The sequence below is a fragment of the Thalassovita gelatinovora genome (assembly GCF_001458355.1).
Lineage (GTDB): Bacteria > Pseudomonadota > Alphaproteobacteria > Rhodobacterales > Rhodobacteraceae > Thalassobius > Thalassobius gelatinovorus.
Genome location: NZ_CYSA01000010.1, coordinates 63,925 through 85,058, shown reverse-complemented (window position 1 = coordinate 85,058; position 21,134 = coordinate 63,925). Strand labels below are relative to the sequence as shown.

At 60.2% G+C, this 21,134-nt stretch carries 14 protein-coding genes; 6 read left to right on the top strand and 8 right to left on the bottom strand.

The annotated features are described in order from the left end of the window. Nucleotides 1-2: 2 nt before the first annotated feature. A complete protein-coding gene (rsmH, locus tag TG4357_RS04655) occupies nucleotides 3-992 on the bottom strand; it encodes a 16S rRNA (cytosine(1402)-N(4))-methyltransferase RsmH (protein WP_058261713.1) in 990 nt (329 codons plus the stop codon). Nucleotides 993-995: 3 nt separating this feature from the next. After that, the gene (gene mraZ / locus TG4357_RS04650) at nucleotides 996-1,589 is read right to left on the bottom strand and encodes a division/cell wall cluster transcriptional repressor MraZ (protein ID WP_233487428.1); all 594 of its coding nucleotides are present in this window, start codon (nucleotides 1,587-1,589) and stop codon (nucleotides 996-998) included. A gap of 746 nt (nucleotides 1,590-2,335) precedes the next feature. On the opposite strand from mraZ, the gene TG4357_RS04645 reads away from it, so the two are divergent. Next, nucleotides 2,336-4,426 carry a DEAD/DEAH box helicase gene (locus TG4357_RS04645; protein WP_425329301.1) on the top strand — a complete coding sequence of 697 codons (2,091 nt, stop codon included), beginning with the start codon at nucleotides 2,336-2,338 and terminating at the stop codon, nucleotides 4,424-4,426. Between the two features lie 123 nt (nucleotides 4,427-4,549). On the opposite strand, the gene TG4357_RS04640 is transcribed toward TG4357_RS04645, so the two are convergent. Continuing rightward, nucleotides 4,550-5,620: an Mrp/NBP35 family ATP-binding protein gene (locus TG4357_RS04640; protein ID WP_058261712.1), complete on the bottom strand. Its 1,071-nt coding sequence runs from the start codon at nucleotides 5,618-5,620 to the stop codon at nucleotides 4,550-4,552. Between the two features lie 307 nt (nucleotides 5,621-5,927). On the opposite strand from TG4357_RS04640, the gene TG4357_RS04635 reads away from it, so the two are divergent. Continuing rightward, nucleotides 5,928-6,146: a YjiS-like domain-containing protein gene (locus tag TG4357_RS04635; protein ID WP_058261711.1), complete on the top strand. Its 219-nt coding sequence runs from the start codon at nucleotides 5,928-5,930 to the stop codon at nucleotides 6,144-6,146. A gap of 671 nt (nucleotides 6,147-6,817) precedes the next feature. Here the strand turns inward: TG4357_RS04635 and TG4357_RS04630 are convergent. After that, on the bottom strand, nucleotides 6,818-9,238 hold the full coding sequence (locus TG4357_RS04630; RefSeq protein ID WP_058261710.1) for an ATP-dependent helicase: 2,421 nt from the start codon (nucleotides 9,236-9,238) through the stop codon (nucleotides 6,818-6,820). A 196-nt stretch (nucleotides 9,239-9,434) separates the two neighbouring features. Here TG4357_RS04630 and TG4357_RS04625 point away from each other — a divergent pair, with 196 nt between their 5' ends. Further along, complete coding sequence (locus tag TG4357_RS04625) at nucleotides 9,435-10,565, top strand: alpha-hydroxy acid oxidase (RefSeq protein WP_058261732.1); 1,131 nt, start codon at nucleotides 9,435-9,437, stop codon at nucleotides 10,563-10,565. Between the two features lie 213 nt (nucleotides 10,566-10,778). Then, nucleotides 10,779-14,216 (top strand): pyruvate carboxylase, encoded by a 3,438-nt coding sequence (locus TG4357_RS04620; RefSeq protein ID WP_058261709.1) that lies wholly within the window; start codon nucleotides 10,779-10,781, stop codon nucleotides 14,214-14,216. Between the two features lie 181 nt (nucleotides 14,217-14,397). Here the strand turns inward: TG4357_RS04620 and TG4357_RS04615 are convergent, their stop codons facing one another. Continuing rightward, nucleotides 14,398-15,195: an inositol monophosphatase family protein gene (locus TG4357_RS04615; protein ID WP_058261708.1), complete on the bottom strand. Its 798-nt coding sequence runs from the start codon at nucleotides 15,193-15,195 to the stop codon at nucleotides 14,398-14,400. Between the two features lie 155 nt (nucleotides 15,196-15,350). Then, on the bottom strand, nucleotides 15,351-16,256 hold the full coding sequence (locus TG4357_RS04610; RefSeq protein ID WP_058261707.1) for a LysR family transcriptional regulator: 906 nt from the start codon (nucleotides 16,254-16,256) through the stop codon (nucleotides 15,351-15,353). A gap of 97 nt (nucleotides 16,257-16,353) precedes the next feature. On the opposite strand from TG4357_RS04610, the gene metF reads away from it, so the two are divergent. Together metF and TG4357_RS04600 are read left to right on the top strand one after the other, a co-directional pair. Continuing rightward, entirely contained in the window at nucleotides 16,354-17,220 is an 867-nt protein-coding gene (gene metF / locus TG4357_RS04605) for a methylenetetrahydrofolate reductase [NAD(P)H] (RefSeq protein ID WP_058261731.1), read from the top strand. A gap of 71 nt (nucleotides 17,221-17,291) precedes the next feature. Next, nucleotides 17,292-17,780: a PaaI family thioesterase gene (locus TG4357_RS04600; RefSeq protein ID WP_058261706.1), complete on the top strand. Its 489-nt coding sequence runs from the start codon at nucleotides 17,292-17,294 to the stop codon at nucleotides 17,778-17,780. Here the strand turns inward: TG4357_RS04600 and TG4357_RS04595 are convergent. Further along, nucleotides 17,764-18,828 carry a T6SS phospholipase effector Tle1-like catalytic domain-containing protein gene (locus TG4357_RS04595; RefSeq protein ID WP_058261730.1) on the bottom strand — a complete coding sequence of 355 codons (1,065 nt, stop codon included), beginning with the start codon at nucleotides 18,826-18,828 and terminating at the stop codon, nucleotides 17,764-17,766. The genes TG4357_RS04600 and TG4357_RS04595 overlap by 17 nt on opposite strands. After that, complete coding sequence (locus tag TG4357_RS04590) at nucleotides 18,794-21,103, bottom strand: xanthine dehydrogenase family protein molybdopterin-binding subunit (protein WP_058261705.1); 2,310 nt, start codon at nucleotides 21,101-21,103, stop codon at nucleotides 18,794-18,796. The genes TG4357_RS04595 and TG4357_RS04590 overlap by 35 nt, the downstream gene beginning before the upstream one ends. Between the last annotated feature and the right edge of the window lie 31 nt (nucleotides 21,104-21,134).

Below are 21,134 nucleotides of genomic sequence, written 5' to 3'. Positions count from 1 at the left end.
TCTCAAGTCCCTCTCAGCATTGGCATACCCAACCCCTTGCGGTCGCAGGGGCCTGCTGCGGCGTCGGTCCGAATGCCGACCCGCAGCTTGGCGCTGCGCGAGCGCGGGTTTTCCGCCAGTTCCTGATCGTCCGGCCCGATGGCTTTGCGTGATTTCAGGCTGAACTGGGTCGCGACTTCTTCTTGTTCCGGCGCATAGCGGTTGGTACGCCCGCCGCTGCCCGATCGTTGCTGCAAGAACCGTTTCACCATCCGGTCTTCGATCGAATGGAAGGTGACAACGGCCAGTTGCCCGCCCGGTTTCAACGCCCGTTCGGCCGCTTCCAGCCCGCCGATCAATTCGCCGTATTCATCGTTCACCGCGATCCGCAGCGCCTGAAAGCTGCGGGTGGCGGGATGCGATTGTCCGGGTTTCGACCGCGGCAGGCAGGATTCAATGATCTTTGCCAGCCGCAGGGTGGTGGTGATCGGTTCCAGGTCGCGTTCGCGCAGGATCGCGCGGGCGATGCGGCGGCTGGCGCGTTCTTCGCCGTAATGAAACAGGATATCGGCCAGATCGCTTTCGCTGGCATCGTTGACGATGTCGGCGGCGGAACGGCCTTCCTGGCTCATCCGCATGTCGAGCGGGCCTTCCTTCATGAAGGAAAACCCGCGCTCTGCCAGATCAAGCTGCATCGAGCTGACTCCGAGGTCCAGCACCACGCCATCGAGGTCAGAGCCGTATTCGTCCAGCCGGGAAAACACCCCCTGCACCAATTCCAGCCGGTCACCATATTGTCCGGCCCAAGGCGCGGCCAGTTCCAGCGCCAGCGGGTCGCGATCAACGCCGATCACCTTGTCCGCGCCAGCTTCCAGCAATGCGCGAGAATAGCCGCCAGCGCCAAACGTGCCATCCAGCCAAACACCGGAAACCGGCGAAACCGCCTTGATCAGTGGACGCAATAGAACGGGAATATGCGGCGCATCATCGGGGCTTGGGACCGTTTCGGTCATCAGTTATGCCCCCTTTGCACCATCCAGCAGTGACAGCGGATCGAAGTCGTCGTCCTGTTCGGCAAGGAATTCATTGAGATCAGCGTCTTCCTCTGCCGTGTATGTATCGGCATTCCAGATTTCGAAATAATCGCCACGGGCCGCCATCGTGGCGACGCCTTCCAGCCCGATCTGTTCGCGGCGCTCTTTCGGCAACACGATACGACCATCCCGGTCAATCTCGGTTTCCCAGGATTTCCCGAGGATCATCTGGCTGGCGTATTTACGTTGTTTTGAACCGCGCGGCAGAGCTTCGATATCGGCTTCGATTTCGGCCATCGCATCAATCGTATAGGCGTGAAGACAGCCTTTGAGATGCGGACCGTACAGCACCACTATGCGCGGGCTTGGGCTTTGCGGAAAATCGGGGTCGCCATCTTCGAGCACACGACGAAAAGAGGCTGGGATCGACATCCGCCCCTTACCATCAACCTTCTGGTCGAATTCGCCTCTGAAACTCAGACCCACTGTCCCGGCCCGTCCCTTGTTGCCCACCCAGATGAATTGATACCGAACCGCAAGCCTGAAAAACGAAACGGCGGATTGAGCTGCTGCCACTGCCCAATCCGCCGCCACCGTCCCGCTTTGCGGGGTGTCCAGCTGCGCGCGCCACCTGGGGGGATGTCTGCTCGCTCGCGCGCCGGATCTCTTGTATTTCGATGAAAGCGGGCGCCTGTATGAAACCTGACTTTAAGTTTTTACCTGGGGTCTTTTTGCCCCTTGATTTTCCCGTCCTCATCTCGTGATTTAGGAATGACATGGGAATTCATGGAAATCAACAGGAATTTTCCCCACATTCTTAGTATCAAGGCTGATCGCAGTATATTGAGCGGTCAGAAATGCGCCTGTTTTCAGCCACAAATTGGCCCAATTAGACACAGCAGCACATATTCACACAACATATAGCTCTAAAAACAGACCGCCAGAAAGTTCCACAATATCCCAAAAAAAGTTGCCGAAAGACCAACGCCGTCAGCATATTTGACAGGCAACCACAAACCAAGTGAGCGATTCACTATAAAAATATGGGAAATTCACAAGATCTCAGAGATTGATTCGGATCGGATTCGGTCAAGTTTTTCGATTATTCCCATAAATTCCCAAAACGGCCACGCCGTCCCATTTCTCACCCGCTTGCCCCTTGGGTCCATCCCGTCACTGCATCGTCGGCGGATTTGCGATCAGCAGGGCATTGATCCCTGCGGCCGGGATCGGGCAGCGCCCTGCGGAGACCATCCTTTGCCCGTCAGTAAAGTTTCCGCTTCTCATTTGCGTAAAAACCGGATAATCGGCACGGCTTACACATGCGGTTCGCCCATTTCCGACCCTTCGGGACTGTCGCCACCGCCGAGGACAACTATTCCGACATGACGCTTCCTTCTGTTCTCCCTGCCGCGCTGGCCGAGGCGCTGACCGCACGTGGCTATGAAACGCTGACCCCTGTGCAACAGGAAATGATCCGCGACGATTTGACTGAAAACGACCTGCTGGTTTCAGCTCAGACCGGATCGGGCAAAACCGTTGGCTTTGGCCTGGCGCTGGCCCCGACCCTATTACAAGGGGAAGACCGCCTGCCCCATGCCGCCGCCCCTATCGCGTTGATCATTGCGCCGACACGGGAATTGGCGTTGCAGGTGCGGCGCGAATTCGAATGGCTTTATGCCCCGACCGGAGCGGTTCTGGCGTCCTGCGTGGGCGGCATGGACATGCGCACCGAACGCCGGGCGCTGGAACGCGGCGCCCATATCGTTGTCGGCACACCGGGCCGGTTGCGCGACCATATTCAGCGCGGCGGCATCGACCTGTCGGCGATCCGCGCCGTGGTTCTGGACGAAGCCGATGAAATGCTGGATCTGGGCTTTGCCGAAGATCTGGAATTCATTCTGGGCTCTGCCCCCGAAACCCGCCGCACCTTGATGTTTTCGGCCACCGTACCGCGTGAAATCGAACGGCTGTCGAAGAATTTCATGCGCGAAGACGCGGTGCGGGTCAAAACCACCTCCGCCACGCCGCAGCACAGCGATATCGATTATCGCGCCTTTACCGTTTCCCCGGCATCGAGCGAAGGCGCGGTGATCAATGCGCTGCGCTTTTACGATTCCGAAAACGCCATCGTGTTCTGTAATACCCGCGCGATGGTCAACCGGTTGACGGCGCGTTTGTCAAACCGGGGATTTCAGGTTGTCGCCCTGTCCGGTGAATTGAGCCAAAGCGAACGCACCCATGCGCTGCAATCGATGCGCGATGGCCGTGCACGCGTCTGCGTCGCCACCGATGTGGCCGCCCGCGGCATCGACCTGCCCAAGCTGGACTTGGTGGTGCATGCCGAATTGCCAACCGGATCGGAAACCCTGCTGCACCGGTCGGGCCGGACCGGGCGCGCCGGGCGCAAAGGCGTTTCGGCGTTGATCGTGCCCCATCGCAGCCAGAACAAGGCCGAGCGGTTGTTGCGCTTTGCCAAGGTGAACGCCGAATGGGGCCCGCCGCCATCGGCGGACGATGTGCGCGGCAAGGACCGCGAACGGATGCTGGCCGATCCGGTCTGGACCGATCCCGCGCCCGAAACGCAGGCTGATTTCATCGAAACCCTGACCGAAACCTTCAGCCCCGAACAGTTGGCCAAGGCCTATCTGGCGCTGTACGAAACCCGCCATTCCGCCCCCGAAGACCTGGACCTGTCCATGGCCAAGCCGGAAAAGCGCGACCGCACCCCATTTGGACCTTCGGCATGGATCAGCCTGTCGATCGGGCATGACGCCAAGGCCGAAGCGCGTTGGCTTTTGCCGATGCTGCTGCGTTCCGGCGGTATCGAAAAAGATTCGATCGGCGCGATCCGTATTCAGGACCAACAGACTTTTGTCGAAATGAAAGCCCCGGCCCGTGACACGTTCATGACCCGGATCGGCGCAGACGCGACGCTGGAACAAGGCATTCAGGTCACGGTCTTGGCCTCTGCCCCGGAACTGGGCGCGCGCTCCGCGCCCCGGCCGCCGCAATCCAAACGCGTCTGGGACAAGCCCGAAGGCGGTGCCCCGAAATCCAAGCCGTATAAAAAGCGCGAAGACGGCGCAAAGCCCGACGGTTTCAAGAAACGGGACGATTTCAAGAAGCGCGACGACTATAAGAAGCGTGATGACGCTGTTCACAGTGCGGCAGGACCGCGCAAGGACAAGTTCAAACCCAAGGATGGCGGCCCGGACAGCACGGACAAACCGCGTGCCAAGAAGAAGTGGGACAAACCCGCGCCTGACGGAAAGGCACCGCGCAAAAGTGCCGCGTCCAAATATAAAGCCGGAGCTTCAAAAACGTCGGAACGCATGGGCAAGCCCAAACCGCGCCATAAGTCAGCAGGCCCGGATCGCGGCCCCAACGCGACGCCGAAACGGAGGAAATAACCACCGACCGCCAACCGGTTTGCAAATATATCAAGGGCCGCGCTTATCATTGGATAAGCGCGGCCCTTGTCGTTTTGCGATCAGCCTTTTGGGCCGGTCGGCGGCAAGGCGAAAACATTTGCCCTAGGCCATGCCACCCTTGACCAGACGGTCAGCGAGTTGAGCATAGGCTTCGGCCACCGGGCCTTCGCCGGTGGCCACCGGCGCCCCGCCATCGCCTGCCAACCGGGTTTCGAGGTCAATCGGCAATTGCGCCAGCAACGGCACGCCCAGCTTTTCAGCTTCGGCTGCGACGCCGCCATGCCCGAAGATATGCGTTTCATGGCCGCAATTGGGACAATGGAACGAAGACATGTTTTCGATCATCCCCAAGATCGGGGTTTTCAACGTATTGAACATGTCGATGGCTTTGCGCGCATCCAACAGCGCGACATCCTGCGGCGTCGACACAATGATGGCCCCGGTCAGCACCGCGCGCTGACACAGGGTCAGTTGCACATCGCCGGTTCCGGGCGGCAGGTCGACGATCAGCACGTCCAGTTCGCCCCAATTCACCTGTCCCAGCATCTGCTGTAGCGCCCCCATCAACATCGGGCCACGCCAGACCACCGCCTTGTCCGGGTCCATCATCAACCCGATCGACATCAGGGTGACGCCGTGGGCGTGCAGCGGTTCAATGGTTTTGCCGTCCGGGCTGGCGGGGCGTTTGCTGACCCCCATCATGCGCGGTTGGCTGGGACCGTATATATCCGCATCCAGCAGCCCCACCTTGCGACCCTGTTTGGCCAATGCCACGGCAAGGTTCGACGACACGGTGGATTTGCCCACCCCGCCCTTGCCCGACCCGACCACAAGGATACGGTCGACACCGGCCGGTTTCAGCGGTTCGGCCTGCGGTTTGGGATGACCGCCGACTTTCAGGCTGGGGGCCGGTTTTTGTTCCGACGGGCCATGCGCGGTCAGCGCCACGCTGACCGAAGACACCCCCGCAAGCGCGGCAACACAGCGTTCGGCCGCAGCGCGCAGTGGTTCCATCGCGCGCGCGGCGTCGGGGCTGGGCGCTTCGATCACGAAGCGGACTTTGCCATCCTCAATATGCAAGGCCCGCACCATGTCGCGGCTGATCAGATTGCCGCCGCCGGGGATTTCGATTCGTTCCAGCGCCGTTTCAACGTCTGCTCGGGTCACAGCCATGGCAGCCTCCTTTTTTGATTCGTCGCAATAAATGGTCGTTTTTGCGGTGAGGGCAAGCCCCGGGCGCAAGCCCGCTAACGCGAATGTTACGAAAGACGCTACGAAAGTTGTAGAGCATTTACACCTTATGCCCACGTTCTGTGCAAACTGCAGCTAACGCCGGGTAAATAGGTCAGCACTTCATATGCATTTCGCGCATAGCTGCAATGCAGCATCGGTCATTGTGCAGTTGCAGCAAAAGCCCCAAATTAGGTTCAACGAAACGAACACAACACGCCTCAAGCAACAACAAGCGAGAGAATAAAAAATGGCTACTGCATCCGATATCCGCACAGAACACAGCGGGATTGTTGATCGCGCTGCCGGCTTCTTCACTGAAGTGGGCGCACGTTATGCCCGCTACAAGACTTACCGCGCGACACTGAATGAACTGACCGCACTGGGCGACCGTGATCTTCGCGACATGGGCCTGTGCCGGGCGCAACTTCGGTCGGTGGCATGGGAACACGCCTACGACGGGCACTGATTTTACGGTTCAGAAGCTCCTCTCCTCCTCCCTGGGGCTTCTGTTAAACGGCGGCGACATCTTCCTCCTCCCTGATGTCGTCGCACCTAATTCGGACCAAATGGTCCAACCAGATGCGAAACCTCTCTCCTCCTCCCTGAGGTTTCGTTGTCAAGAGTGGCGGTCCCCTCTCCTCCTCCCTGGGGATCGCCGCGCCTGACGCTACAGAATACGACGGGACCTTCTCCTCCTCCCTAGGTCCTGATCGTTGTCAAGAGCGGCGGTCTCCTCTCCTCCTCCCTGGGGATCGCCGCGCCTGACACCACAGAATACGACGGGGCCTTCTCCTCCTCCCTAGGTCCTGATCGTTGTCAAGAGCGGCGGTCTCCTCTCCTCCTCCCTGGGGATCGCCGCGCCTGACGCCAGATACGGTGACCTTTCCTCCTCCCTAAGGTCACCGGAACAAAGACGGCGATGTCCTCTCCTCCTCCCTGGGCATCGCCGTTTTTTTATGTCTGGAAAGCTGGAAATGCAGGCCGGGACCAAACTGGCCATATCTGCCCACCAAATTTGAACAGCACCGATCGCGGCGCGGATGCGCGCCAGAACGTCAGCGGGCAGATCGCAGGCGGATGTTTCGAGACGTCGGCCTGGTCCGGGCTGGGTCTGACAGGTTTTTAGATTATCGAGCCTTAAAACGGCACGTCGTCAGCACCGGTGATAAACCGCGCCACGACCTTCTTGATCCCGGCCTTGTCGAAATCGATTTCAAGCTTGTCACCTTCGATCCCCAGAACCGCGCCATAGCCGAATTTCTGATGGAACACCCGATCCCCCACGGTGTAGGCGCTGACCGCTTTTAGGTCGATCACAGTGTTGCGGCTTTCGCGCGATTGGCTCTGCGGCCGGGCGCTGCTGCGGTCCTGCATCCGTTTCCAGCCAGGGGAATTATAAACATTGGCTTCGGAGGCGCGGGTTTCCAACCCCGATTGCATCGGGGATGCCGCACCATAGCCACCACCATAAAGACCCGGCGGGGTGAGAACTTCGACATGGTCTTCGGGCAATTCGTCGATAAAGCGCGACGGCAGTTGCGATTGCCACTGACCGAACACACGGCGATTACCAGCAAAGGAAATGGTGCACAGTTGTTCGGCCCGGGTGATGCCGACATAGGCCAAGCGGCGTTCTTCTTCCAACCCCTTAAGCCCGGTTTCATCCATCGAGCGTTGCGACGGGAATAACCCGTCTTCCCAGCCGGGCAGAAACACGACGGGAAATTCCAGCCCCTTGGCAGCATGAAGCGTCATGATCGACACTTTGGCACCGTCATCGCCCTGTGCATTGTCCATGATCAACGCAACATGTTCCAGAAACCCCGACAGGTTGTCGAACTGTTCCAACGCCTTGACCAGTTCCTTGAGGTTTTCCAGCCGGCCCGGTGCTTCGGGCGATTTGTCGTTCTGCCACATCGCGGTATAGCCGGATTCGTCCAGAATGATCTGCGCCAGTTCGACATGGTTGAGATCGGGATCGCCGAAACGTGGTTGCGGCGCGGGACCGTCGTCAATCACCGCGGTATCGTCTTCATCAAACGCCAGCAGCGGACCGCGGGTCAAGTCGTGCCAACGGGCCAGATCATCAACCAGTTGCCGCAGGGCCGCACCGCCCTTGCCCTTGATATCGCCATTCGCCAAGGCGATCCGCGCCCCATCGACCAGGCTGACGCCGTTGGCGCGGGCAATGCCCTGAATGGTTTGTTGCGCCTTGTCGCCAAGGCCACGTTTGGGCGTGTTGACGATCCGTTCAAACGCAAGATCGTCGTCCGGGCTGACCACCACCCGGAAATAGGCCATGGCATCACGGCTTTCCAACCGTTCGTAAAAGCGCGGACCACCAATGACGCGGTAAGGCAGGCCGATGGTCAAAAAGCGGTCCTCGAAAGCGCGCATCTGGTGGCTGGCGCGGACCAGAATGGCGATCTGATCCAGATCGAACGGGGGCAGCCTCCGGGTGCCGCGTTGCAGGGCTTCGATTTCCTCGCCGATCCAGCGGGCTTCTTCTTCGCCGTCCCAATGGCCGATCAGGCGTAGCTTTTCGCCGCTTTCGGCCTCGGTCCACAGGGTTTTGCCAAGACGGTCTTCATTGCCCGCGATCACGCCCGAAGCGGCGGCCAGAATATGCGGGGTGGACCGGTAATTCTGTTCCAGACGCACCACTTGCGCGCCGGGAAAATCCGCTTCAAACCGCAGGATATTGCCCACTTCGGCACCGCGCCAGCCATAGATCGACTGATCGTCATCACCGACGCAGCAGATATTCTTATGTTCGCCTGCCAGCAGCCGCAGCCAAAGATACTGCGCCACGTTGGTATCCTGGTATTCGTCCACCAGGATATATTTGAACCAACGCCGATATTGCGCCAGCACGTCTTCGTGGGTCTGAAAGATCGTCACCACATGCAGCAACAGATCGCCGAAATCCACCGCGTTCAATTCGCGCAGGCGGGTCTGATACTGATCGTAAAGTTCGGTGCCGCGGTTGTTGAACGCCCCGGCTTCGGAGCCGGGCACCTGGGCCGGGGTCCAGGCGCGGTTTTTCCAATGATCAATGATGCCGGCAAGCTGGCGCGCGGGCCAGCGTTTGTCGTCGATATTATTGGCCGCGATCAGTTGTTTCAACAGCCGGATCTGATCGTCGGTGTCCAGAATGGTGAAATTGGATTTCAACCCCACCAGTTCGGCATGACGGCGCAGCAGCTTGACGCAGATGGCGTGAAAGGTGCCAAGCCACGGCATGCCTTCGACCGCCTGCCCCAACATCCGACCGACCCGATCCTTCATTTCGCGCGCCGCCTTGTTGGTGAAGGTGACGGAAAGGATTTCATTGGGCTGTGCCCGGCCGGTATTGAGCAGATGCACGATCCGCGCGGTCAGCGCCTTGGTCTTGCCGGTTCCGGCGCCGGCCAACATCAGCACCGGCCCATCAAGCGCTTCGACCGCAGCACGCTGTGCCGGGTTCAGTTCGTCCAGATAGGGGGCGGGCCGCGCCGCGATGGCGCGGGCCGACAGCGAAGCGCCTTCAAAGGCGTCATTTTCGTCGAAACTGCTCATGCCGGCAATCTAGCGTGGGCAGCGGGCGAGATAAAGAGACGTTCTTATTCTGTTCCCATGTTTTCGCCTGGCACCGGAGGGATCAGGGGGCGTTGCCCCCTCTGGGCCGCTGGCCCATTCACCCCCAGAGTATTTTTTGCAAGAAGAAACAACAAGTTTGCTGGACATTCCGGATCTGGATTGCCCAAATGTGCAGATGAATTTGCACAAAAAATATCCCGGCCTCAGCGATCTGAAGGCCCAGGCGCGACGGCGGATGCCGTGGTTCGTGTTCGAATATCTTGACAGTGCGACCGGGACGGAAAAGACCCAAGCGCGCAACCGGCAGAAGCTGGACGAGATCGTGCTGATGCCCTCGATTCTGCATGGCGAGACGGAACCGGACCTGTCGGTAGACCTGTTCGGACAGCGACTCGCGCTGCCTTTCGGGATCAGCCCGGTCGGTATGTCGGGATTGTTCTGGCCCGATGCGGAACGGATTTTGGCACAGGCGGCAACGCGGCACGGAATGCCTTACGGGTTGTCGACCGTGGCCAGCCGGACGCCGGAGGATGTCGCCGAGTGTGTGAACGGCAATGGCTGGTTCCAGATCTATCCGCCAAGAGATCCCGAGATTCGCGCGGACATGTTGCAGCGTGCCCGCGCCGCCGGGTTCAGCACGCTGGTGCTGACCGTTGATGTGCCGGTGGCCAGCCGCCGCGAACGGCAGGTACGGTCGGGGCTGACCAGCCCGCCGCGATTGACGCCACGGTTGTTGACCCAGGTGGCGCGTTGTCCGGCCTGGGCGATGGGCATGGCGCGGCTGGGGATGCCGCGGATGCGGCTGATCGACAGCTATGCCAGCAATGTCACCGGGTTGGGATCGACGCAACATGCGGGCTATCTGCTGCGCACCTCGCCCGATTGGGACTACCTGAAGGCGCTGCGCGACGGCTGGAATGGGCCGTTGGTGGTCAAGGGGGTGCTTGATCCACGCGATGTCGCCCCATTGGAAGCCGCCGGGGTTGACGGGATCTGGGTGTCGAACCATGCCGGGCGGCAATTCGATGCCGCCCCTGCCTCGATCGAGGCGCTGCCGGCGATCCGGGCGGAAACCCGGTTGCCGGTGATTTTCGACAGCGGGGTCGAAGGCGGGTTGGATATCTGCCGCGCCATCGCGCTTGGGGCCGATTTCGTGATGTTGGGGCGGGCCTGGCATTTTGCGCTTGGGGCATTGGGAACCAAGGGTCCGGATCATCTGGTCGACATGCTGCGGCAGGACCTTGTGGCCAATCTGGGACAGATGGGCGTGACCCGGCTGACCGATTTGCCGGGCCGATTGGCATAGCAACATTGCCGCTGGGGCAGTCGGTGTCATGCAAAGTTCATTTTGCATTTTTGCATAACTGATTGCGCAAACAGAGCGTTTCCTTTCATTTCTGCGTCACAATGCTTGACTTTGGTCAGGAAATGTAACCGATATGCCGCAAAACATCGAGTGCTGCATTGCAGCATAAAATAGTGTATGCTCCATACAAGATCTTCAGACCGGGGACCCACCATGGCCGAATTCAACAAAATCCTGATCGCAAACCGCGGCGAAATTGCAATCCGCGTCATGCGGGCGGCGAACGAGCTGGGGAAAAAGACCGTCGCAGTCTATGCCGAGGAAGACAAGCTGGGGCTGCACCGGTTCAAGGCCGATGAAGCCTACCGGATCGGCGAAGGGATGGGGCCGGTGGCGGCCTATCTGTCGATTGACGAAATTATCCGGGTGGCCAAACTGTCGGGAGCGGACGCGATCCATCCCGGCTATGGGCTACTGTCGGAAAACCCCGATTTCGTCGATGCCTGCGAGGCAGCGGGCATTGCCTTCATCGGCCCCAAAGCAGCGACCATGCGCGCTCTTGGCGACAAGGCCAGCGCCCGCCGGGTGGCGATCGAGGCCGGGGTGCCGGTGATCCCCGCGACCGAAGTTCTGGGCGATGACATGGAGGCGATCAAGGCAGAAGCCGCGACGGTCGGCTATCCCTTGATGCTGAAAGCGAGCTGGGGCGGCGGTGGGCGCGGCATGCGGCCGATCCTTGGCCCCGACGAATTGGCCGAGAAAGTAATGGAAGGTCGGCGCGAAGCCGAAGCGGCCTTTGGCAATGGCGAAGGCTATCTTGAAAAGATGATCATCCGGGCGCGCCATGTCGAGGTTCAGATCCTCGGCGACAGCCATGGCGCGATCTATCACTTGTGGGAACGCGATTGTTCGGTGCAGCGGCGTAATCAGAAAGTGGTCGAACGCGCCCCTGCCCCTTATCTCAGCCAAGAACAGCGCGAAGAAATTTGCGAATTGGGCCGTCGCATCTGCGCCCATGTGAATTATGAATGTGCCGGTACGGTCGAATTCCTGATGGATATGGACAGCGGCAAGTTCTATTTCATCGAGGTCAATCCGCGGGTGCAGGTGGAACATACCGTCACCGAGGAAGTCACCGGCATCGACATCGTGCAGGCGCAGATCAAGATCGCCGAGGGCAAGCCGCTGGCCGAAGCCACCGGCATGGCGCGGCAGGAAGATATCGTTCTGCATGGCCACGCGTTGCAGACCCGGATCACCACCGAAGATCCGCAGAACAATTTCATCCCCGATTACGGCCGCATCACCGCCTACCGCTCGGCCACCGGGATGGGGATCCGGCTGGATGGCGGCACCGCCTATGCCGGCGGGGTGATCACCCGCTATTATGACAGCCTGCTGGTCAAGGTCACCGCCTGGGCGCCGACGCCCGAAGCGGCGATTCACCGGATGGACCGGGCGTTGCGCGAATTCCGTATTCGCGGCGTTTCCACCAATATCGCCTTTGTGGAAAATCTGCTGAAACACCCGACCTTCCTCAACAATGAATACACCACCAAGTTCATCGACGAAACACCCGGGCTGTTCGAGTTTTCCAAGCGCCGCGACCGTGGCACCAAGGTTCTGACCTATATTGCCGATATCACCGTCAACGGTCATCCAGAAACCGAAGGCCGTGCCAAGCCCGAAGAAATCCGGGTGCCGAAACCGCCCGTTTCGGCCGATGCAGTTCTGGCCGGGTCCAAGACCCTGCTGGAGCAAAATGGTGCAAAAGCCGTCGCCGACTGGATGTTGGAACAAAAACAACTGCTGCTGACGGACACCACCATGCGCGACGGGCATCAGTCGCTGCTGGCGACAAGGATGCGGTCGATCGACATGATCCGGGTGGCGCCGGTCTATGCCGCCAATCTGCCGCAGCTGTTCAGCGTTGAATGCTGGGGCGGGGCAACCTTTGACGTAGCTTACCGGTTCTTGCAGGAATGCCCGTGGCAGCGGCTGCGGGACCTTCGCGCAGCGATGCCGAACCTGCTGACACAGATGTTGCTGCGTGCATCCAACGGGGTTGGCTATACCAACTACCCCGATAACGTGGTGCGCGAATTCGTCCGTCAGGCAGCCGAAACCGGCATCGACGTATTTCGGGTCTTCGACAGCCTGAATTGGGTCGAAAACATGCGCGTGGCGATGGATGCGGTGATCGAAAGCGGCAAGATCTGCGAAGGCACCATCTGTTATACCGGCGATATCCTTGACCCCAACCGGGCCAAGTACGACCTGAAATATTACGTCGCCATGGCCAAGGATCTGGAAGCGGCAGGCGCCCATGTTCTAGGGCTGAAAGATATGGCGGGGCTGCTGAAACCGGCCGCTGCACGGGTTCTGGTCAAGGCGCTGAAAGACGAATTGACCATCCCGGTGCATTTCCACACCCATGACACCAGCGGCATTGCCGGTGCGACCATCCTCGCCGCCGCCGACGCGGGCGTCGATGCGGCGGACGCCGCGATGGATGCGTTTTCGGGGGGCACCTCGCAGGCCTGCCTGGGATCGATCATTGAGGCGCTGCGCAATACCGACCGCGAAACCGGCATCGACATCGCGCGTATCCGCGAAATTTCCAACTATTGGGAACAGGTGCGGGCGCAATATGTGGCGTTCGAATCCGGCCTGCAAGCCCCGGCTTCGGAAGTATATCTGCATGAAATGCCAGGGGGGCAGTTCACCAACCTGAAGGCGCAGGCGCGCAGTCTTGGGCTGGAAGAACGCTGGCACGAGGTGGCGCAGACCTATGCCGACGTGAACCGCATGTTCGGCGATATCGTCAAGGTGACGCCGTCGTCAAAGGTCGTTGGCGACATGGCGCTGATGATGGTCAGCCAAAACCTGACCCGCGCCGAAGTCGAAGACCCGGACAAGGAAGTCGCCTTCCCCGACAGCGTCATCGACATGATGCGCGGCAATCTGGGCCAGCCGCCGAACGGTTTCCCCGACGCCATCGTCAAGAAGGTGTTGAAAGACGAAGCCCCGAACACCGAACGGCCCGGCAAACATCTGCCCCCCGTCGATCTGGAAGAAAAGCGCACGGAAATCAGTGCGGCGCTGGACGGGATCGCAATCGATAATGAGGATCTGAACGGATACCTGATGTATCCCAAGGTCTTTACCGATTACATGGGCCGTCACGAAATCTATGGCCCGGTGCGCAGCTTGCCGACCACGACCTTCTTTTACGGCATGGAACCGGGCGAAGAAATCGAAGCCGAGATCGATCCCGGCAAGACGCTGGAAATCCGGCTGCAGGCGGTTGGGGAAACCAGCGAGGATGGCGAGGTCAAGGTGTTCTTTGAACTCAACGGCCAGCCCCGCGTGATCCGGGTGCCGAACCGCTTGATCAAGTCCTCGACCCAGGCCCGGCCCAAGGCCGAACTGGGCAATCCCGCCCATGTCGGCGCACCGATGCCCGGCGTGGTGGCCAGCGTCGGCGTTTCCGTCGGTCAGAAGGTCAGCGAAGGTGATCTTCTGTTGACCATCGAAGCGATGAAAATGGAAACTGGAATCCATGCCGAACGCGACGCGGTGATCAAGGCGGTCCATGTCCTGCCCGGCGGTCAGATCGACGCCAAGGATTTGTTGATCGAATTCGAATAAGGCCAATCCCCGCAGCGGATCGGCATCCTTGAAACCCTGCGGCCCGCTTTGGCGGGCCGTTGCATTTTGCGCGGGTGTTTGCGATCAGATCAAAAACCGGGGTCTGGAAACGCAACAACCGCCCCTTTTGCGGGGCGGTTGATCGTGACACGCATACTGTACTGTATGGCAACAGCCGGGGTCAGGCCCCGCGGGCGCGCACGAGACCAGCGAATTTTTCGAACAATGCACCATTGGCTGTGACGATATCACCGTCTTGCAGCGGTTCATGACCGTCCCGGATCGCGCCGACCATACCACCCGCTTCGGCGACGATCAGCGTCCCGGCAGCGATATCCCAGATGTTCAGTTCGCGTTCCCAGAACCCGTCATACCGTCCCGCCGCAACATAGGCCAAATCCAGCGCCGCCGATCCCCAACGCCGCACACCGGCGCATTCGGGCATGATCCGGGCCAGATCCTGCAACGTCGCCGGCAGTGTTCTTTTGCCAGCGAATGGAATGCCGGTGGCAAAGATCGCTTCGATCATCCGATGCCGACCCGACACCCGCAGCCGGTTGGAATCGTTCATCCAGGCACCAGCGCCCTTTTCGGCATAGAACATTTCGTCCTTGGCGGGATCATAAATCACCCCCGACACGATCTGACCTTTATGTTCCAGCGCGATCGAAATCGCCCAATGCGGCAACCCATGCAGGAAATTGGTGGTGCCATCCAGCGGATCGACGATCCAGCGCCGGGTCGGGTCCTGCCCCGGCTCTTCACCGCCTTCTTCGCCGAGCCAGCCATAGGTCGGGCGCGCGCCCATCAGTTCTTCCTTGATGATCGCCTCGGCGGCGATATCGGCCTTGGACACGAAATCGCCCGCGCCTTTCATCGAGACCTGAAGGTTTTCCACTTCGCGGAAGTCCTTCACCAGCGAACGGCCAGCTTTACGGGCGGCCTTGAGCATGATGTTGAGATTTGCGCTGCCTTGCATCGGTTCGGTCCCTCAGTTTCCAAGCCGCGCGTATACGCCGCGAGGCCGCGCTTGCCAAGGGGGAAGCCGGGATTTCAATCCGGCTGGTGCGGGGGCGCTGCCCCCACCGCCGCAAGCGGCGGCCCCCCGGAGTATTTGAACCAAGATGAAAGCGGTTACTGGCGCTGCAATTTAACCGGTTCGGTACGCGCCAGACGGATGAAATGGGCAAAATAAGGCCGGGTGGCGTCATCGGTGCGCACGGCGGCATAAAGCCGTTTTGTCAGGCCTTTTTCGGTGATCGGGCGCGTGACGTAATCGGAGGAATATTTCACTTCGCGCACCACCCAATCAGGCAGCACGGTGACGCCACGGTTGGAGGCCACCAGCAGCAAGATCACCGCGGTCAGCTCGACCGGGCGCAGCGCCGCCGGTTCGACCCCCGCCGGGGTCAGCAATTCGGTAAAGATGTCGAGCCGGTTGCGATCCACCGGATAGGTGATCAGGGTTTCAGCGGCGAAATCTTCGGCCTCGATAAAATCCTTTTGCGCCAACGGGTGGGCGCTGGAAGCCACAAAGACCGGCGAATAGTCAAACAGCGGTACGAATTCCACCCCAGGCAGTTTGTCGGGATCAGAGGAAATCACCAGATCGACTTCTTCGCGTTGCAACGCGGGCAGCGCGTCGAAGGCCAGACCAGCGCGGATATCGACATCGACCTCGGGCCAAGCTTTGCGGAACTGTTCCAACACCGGGAACAGCCATTCGAAACAGGCATGGCATTCGATAGCGATGTGCAGCCGGCCGGTTTTGCCGCTAAGGATGCCTTTGAATTGTTCTTCCAGCGCGGCCATTTCCGGCAGGATCTTTTCTGCCGCCCGGAGCAGCCGTATCCCCGCTGCCGTCAGTTTCATCGGTTTCGAGCGACGCACGAACAATTCCACCCCGGTCTGTTCTTCCAGATGCTTGATCTGGTGGCTGAGCGCCGATTGAGTGATATTCAACTGATCCGCCGCCCGAGCCAGACCGCCGGAATCGTGGATGGCCTTGATCGTGCGCAGGTGTCGCATTTCGATGTGCATTGTGAGCGAACCTCATGTTCACCTTGAGAATTATGAAGTTGTCTCACAATCGAATTTGCGCGACAAGGGGGCAGCCCAAAAAGATGGACCCTGTATCATGACCGTGCCCGCCGTATCGTTCGAGTTTTTCCCACCGCAGAACCTGGAAGCATCGTTTCGCCTATGGGACACGGTGCAGGCGCTGGCGCCGCTGGGGCCACGGTTCGTTTCGGTGACTTACGGCGCGGGCGGCACGACCCGCGATCTGACCCGTGACGCGGTGGCGACGATCCATAAACATTCCGGCCTGAAAGTGGCGGCGCATCTGACCTGTGTCGATGCCACCCGCGCAGAAACTCTTTCGATCGCCGACGGGTTCGCCGAAGCGGGCGTGAGCGACATCGTGGCGCTGCGTGGCGATCCGCCCAAGGGCACCGGCGCGTTCCAGGCGCATGAGGACGGCTTTGCCAGCTCGGTCGAATTGATCGAAGCGCTGGCAGCCAAAGACAAATTCACCATCCGGGTTGGTGCCTATCCTGAAAAACACCCTGAATCCGCCGATCATCAGGCCGATATCGAATGGCTGAAACGCAAATTCGATGCCGGGGCCGACGAAGCGCTGACCCAGTTCTTTTTCGAGGCGGAAACCTTTTTCCGGTTCCGCGATGCCTGTGAAAAGGCCGGGATCGACAAGCCGATCATCCCCGGCATCCTGCCGATCGAGAATTTCAAAGGCACCCGCAATTTCGCCAAGCGCTGCGGCACTTTGGTACCCGACTGGGTCACCGATGCCTTTGAAAAGGCCGAACGCGACGGTCGCCACGATCTGCTGGCCACCGCGCTGTGTACCGAACTGTGCAGCGACCTGATCGAAGGCGGCGTGGACAGCTTGCATTTCTACACGCTGAACCGCCCCGAACTGACCCGCGATGTCTGCCATGCACTGGGCGTCACGCCGCAGGCGCGGCTGGAGAACGTCGCGTAACAACCGCTTTCCCGGGTTGTCCGTTCCCTACCGCCACGCCAGTCTAAACTGAACGCGTGGGAGGACAGAACATGGCTGAACGGAAAATCGCAACATCGCCGGACGACTTGCCCAGCAAAGAAGAAATGCTGAACATTTCGGGTCTGGAAGCGATGCAGCGGATGCTAAGAGGCGAAACTGCCGGGCCGCCGATCGCGGGAACGTTGGGTTATGCCATTTCCGAAGTCACGGATGGGCGCGTCGTTTTTTCGGGTGCGCCGGATTTCAATGTAACCAACCCGATGGGCACGGTGCATGGCGGCTGGTACGGCACGCTGCTGGACAGTTGCATGGCCTGCGCGGTAATGACCAAAGTGCCCAAGGGCAGCACCTATACGACGCTGGAATACAAGATCAACATCCTGCGCCCGATCCCTCTTGGCATGAAGATCGAAGCGGTTGGCACCGCCCAGCATGTCGGCCGGTCGACCGGCATCGCGATTGGTGAAATCCGCGGGGTGGAGGATGGCAAGCTTTACGCGACCGGGTCGACTACCTGTATTGTCATGAAATTGCGCTAGACTTCGGCAACGGCACGTCGCGCAGATCGGCCTGCACGGTTTCGTGCAAGCGTTCGGATGGGTCTGCGCCGACGAAGCGGCGCTTGCGCAGCAAGAACATTTTGCCCCAACCGCGCCAAGTGCCGACCGAGGGGGCTTCGGGATCACAGGGGAAAAGCCGGTGCCAACCTTCCGGCAATGGCAACCCACAGTCCTGCGCCCGTTCCAGCATCCAGACCAGCGGGATATTGGACAGCGGGCGCGCAGCCTGAAAATCTCCCAGCTGACCGCCGACATCGCCATGGGCACCGCGAAACCAGACCTGTTCGATCCGGTCCGCATCGGTGTCAGAGCTGTCCCACAGCACCGGTTCAAACACCGCGCGGGTTTCATCCTTTGCCAGAGCATGAAAGCCATATTTCACCGATCCGCCCAAGTCGTGCGAATGGAAAGAATGCTTTTCTTCGGTCCATCGCCACAAGATGGGCAGCCGCCAGCCCAGCGCCTTCACCGTATCCCAGACGCCGATCATTTCGATCTTGAATTCATCATGGCAATGGGCGGCGCGGAACGCGGCACAGGCGGGGCTGCCGGGGGCGCTTTGATAATGGCGATAGGCCAGTTGGATATTGCGTTCGGTCGCGGATCGGGGGCGCAGCAGCCCGACTTGATCAATCACCCCGCCCAGCGATCGCACCGCGTAGGCCCCGCGCGAATAGCCAAACAGGAACACCCGGTCTCCGGGGCGGTAGCGGCTGGCGAGATAGCCATAGGCGCGGCGGATCTGCCGGTTGATACCGCGCCCCATCAGAACATCGGGGGCATGGCGCCATTCCACCATCTGAACCCCGGCTTCATAATAGACGGAAATCGGTGCCCCCATCTGCGCCAGCAACCGGTAAGTCAACCCGGCATTGGTTTCCGCGCCCGGTTCCAGCGTCGACATGGTGCCATCAAGGATAATCACATGGGTCAGCGCACCGCGCGGCGCGCTGACCGGGGAATGCCCCGACCAGAAGCCGGGTTTGACCCATTCAATTAGCCGTTTCGTCAGCCTTCCCAGCTGCATGGCGCAAAGCCTCCCAGACATTCACGGGCGTCGCCGGCATGTCGATCCGGCGCACACCGCGTTGCCACAACGCGTCCAGCACCGCGTTCATCGTGCTGGCCATCGCGCCCACGGTACCTGCTTCACCGCATCCTTTCATGCCCATCGGGTTCGATGTCGACGGCACCGCTTCGGTGGTGAAACCGATCATCGGCAGATCGGCCGCGCGCGGCATCGCGTAATCCATGAAGGACCCGGACAGAAGTTGCCCGTCATCATCATATACGACCCGTTCCATCAGAACTTGACCCGCCCCCTGCGCCACGCCGCCATGCACCTGACCTTCGGCCAGCAGTGGATTGATCAGGTTGCCGAAATCGTCAACCACCGTATATTTCGCCAGTTCGACATCGCCGGTATCGGGGTCGATTTCAACTTCGGCGACATGGGCTCCGTTGGGATAGGACCGGGCCGGAAGGGTGGCGCGGGCTTCGTGCATCAGCAAATCCTGACGACCGTCGACACGCGCCATTTCTGCGGCTTCCAGCAAGGTCGGAGTCAGGTTCGATCCCGGCGCACGGAAAGTTTCGTCGTCAAACCGCAAATCGTCTTCGGACACCCCCATCTTGTCGGCCAGATAGGGGGTGAACGCCGCGATCATCTTGTCCACCGTGGCCAGCGTGGCATTGGCTTGGGTCGTCACCGACCGCGATCCACCGGTGCCACCTCCCTGCGCTATCAGGTCACTGTCGCCCTGCACCACGAAAATCCGGTCCTGCGGGATGCCGGTCTGATCGCTGAGGAACTTGGCATAGACCGTTTCATGCCCCTGCCCGTTCGATTGAGTCCCGACATAGATCGTCACGGTGCCATCGGCGTTGAATTCCACCTTCGCGCCTTCGGACGGGTCACCAAGTATGCTTTCGATATAATAACTCAGCCCGATGCCGCGCAGCTTGCCGCGTGCTTCGCTTTCGGCGCGGCGGCGTTGAAACCCGGCCCGGTCGGCAAAGGTTTCAGCCGCGCCAAGCACCCGGTTGAAATCCCCCACGTCATAGGTTTCCCCAGTCGCAGCCTTGTACGGGAAGGCGTTTTTCGGGATGAAATTGATCCGGCGCAAATCCCATGGGTCAACCCCCAATTCGCGGGCCGCCTGGTCCATCATCCGTTCCAGAACATAGATCGCTTCGGGCCGTCCGGCCCCACGATAGGCATCGACCTGGGTGGTGTTGGTATAAAACCCTTCGGAATGCAGATAGGTCGCCTGCACGTCATAGGTGCCCGCCAGCACCCGGGCGAACAGGTTGGTCTGCATCAACTGACCGAAATTGCTGTTATAAGCGCCCAAATTACAGCGGGTATCGACCCGGTAACCGATGATCCGGTTGTTTTCGTCAAAGGCCAGCGCGGCATCGCTGACCAGATCGCGGCCATGATGATCGCTGAGCATCGCATCCGACCGTTCGCCCATCCAACGCACCGGCCGGTTCAGCACCATCGCGGCATGGGCGACGGCGAAATATTCCGGGTAAGCCGGGGCTTTCATGCCAAAACCACCCCCCACATCGGGGGTGGTGACATGGACCTGGTCGGCGTCCAGCGACAAGGTATTGGCCAGCGCCCCTTTGACCGCCCAGACCCCCTGACCACCAAAGGCGAAATGCAGCCGCTGGTCGCGCCAATCGGCAAAACAGCCGCGCGGTTCCATCGAATTGACGATGATCCTGCTGTCGACGATTTCCATCCGCACCACTTTGGCCGCGCGGTCAAACGCGGCGCTACAGGCTGCTTCATCGCCCAGACCCCAATCGAAAGCCCGGTTATCCGGGGCTTCTTCATGCAGCGCTTCACCGCCCGGATACATGTCCAGCTTGGCCGGCAGATCGTCATAGTCCAGTTCGATCAGTTCGGCCGCGTCGCGAGCCTGATCCAGCGTTTCAGCCACGACCACCGCCACCGGTTCGCCAGCGAACCGTAGCTTGCCCTGCGCCAGTACCGGGCGGTACGGAGCCGCGGCAGGCGATCCGTCACGGTTCTGGACCGTCACCGCTGTCAGACCTTTGGTGATACCGGCCTGTGCCAAATCATCGGCCGTCAGCACCATATGCACGCCGTCGCTGTCGCGCGCTGCCGAGACATCCAGAGAGGTGATCACCGCATGCGCCACCGGGGACCGGAACACCACCGCGCGCAAAGCGTCCTGCGGGGCGGCATCGTCGATATAGGCCCCGTGGCCAGTTAGAAACCGGACATCCTCTACCCGTTTGATCGGCTGGCTTTTCCCGAACTTTTCCATTCCGCACTCTCTTTATGGCCTTTTGTCGAGA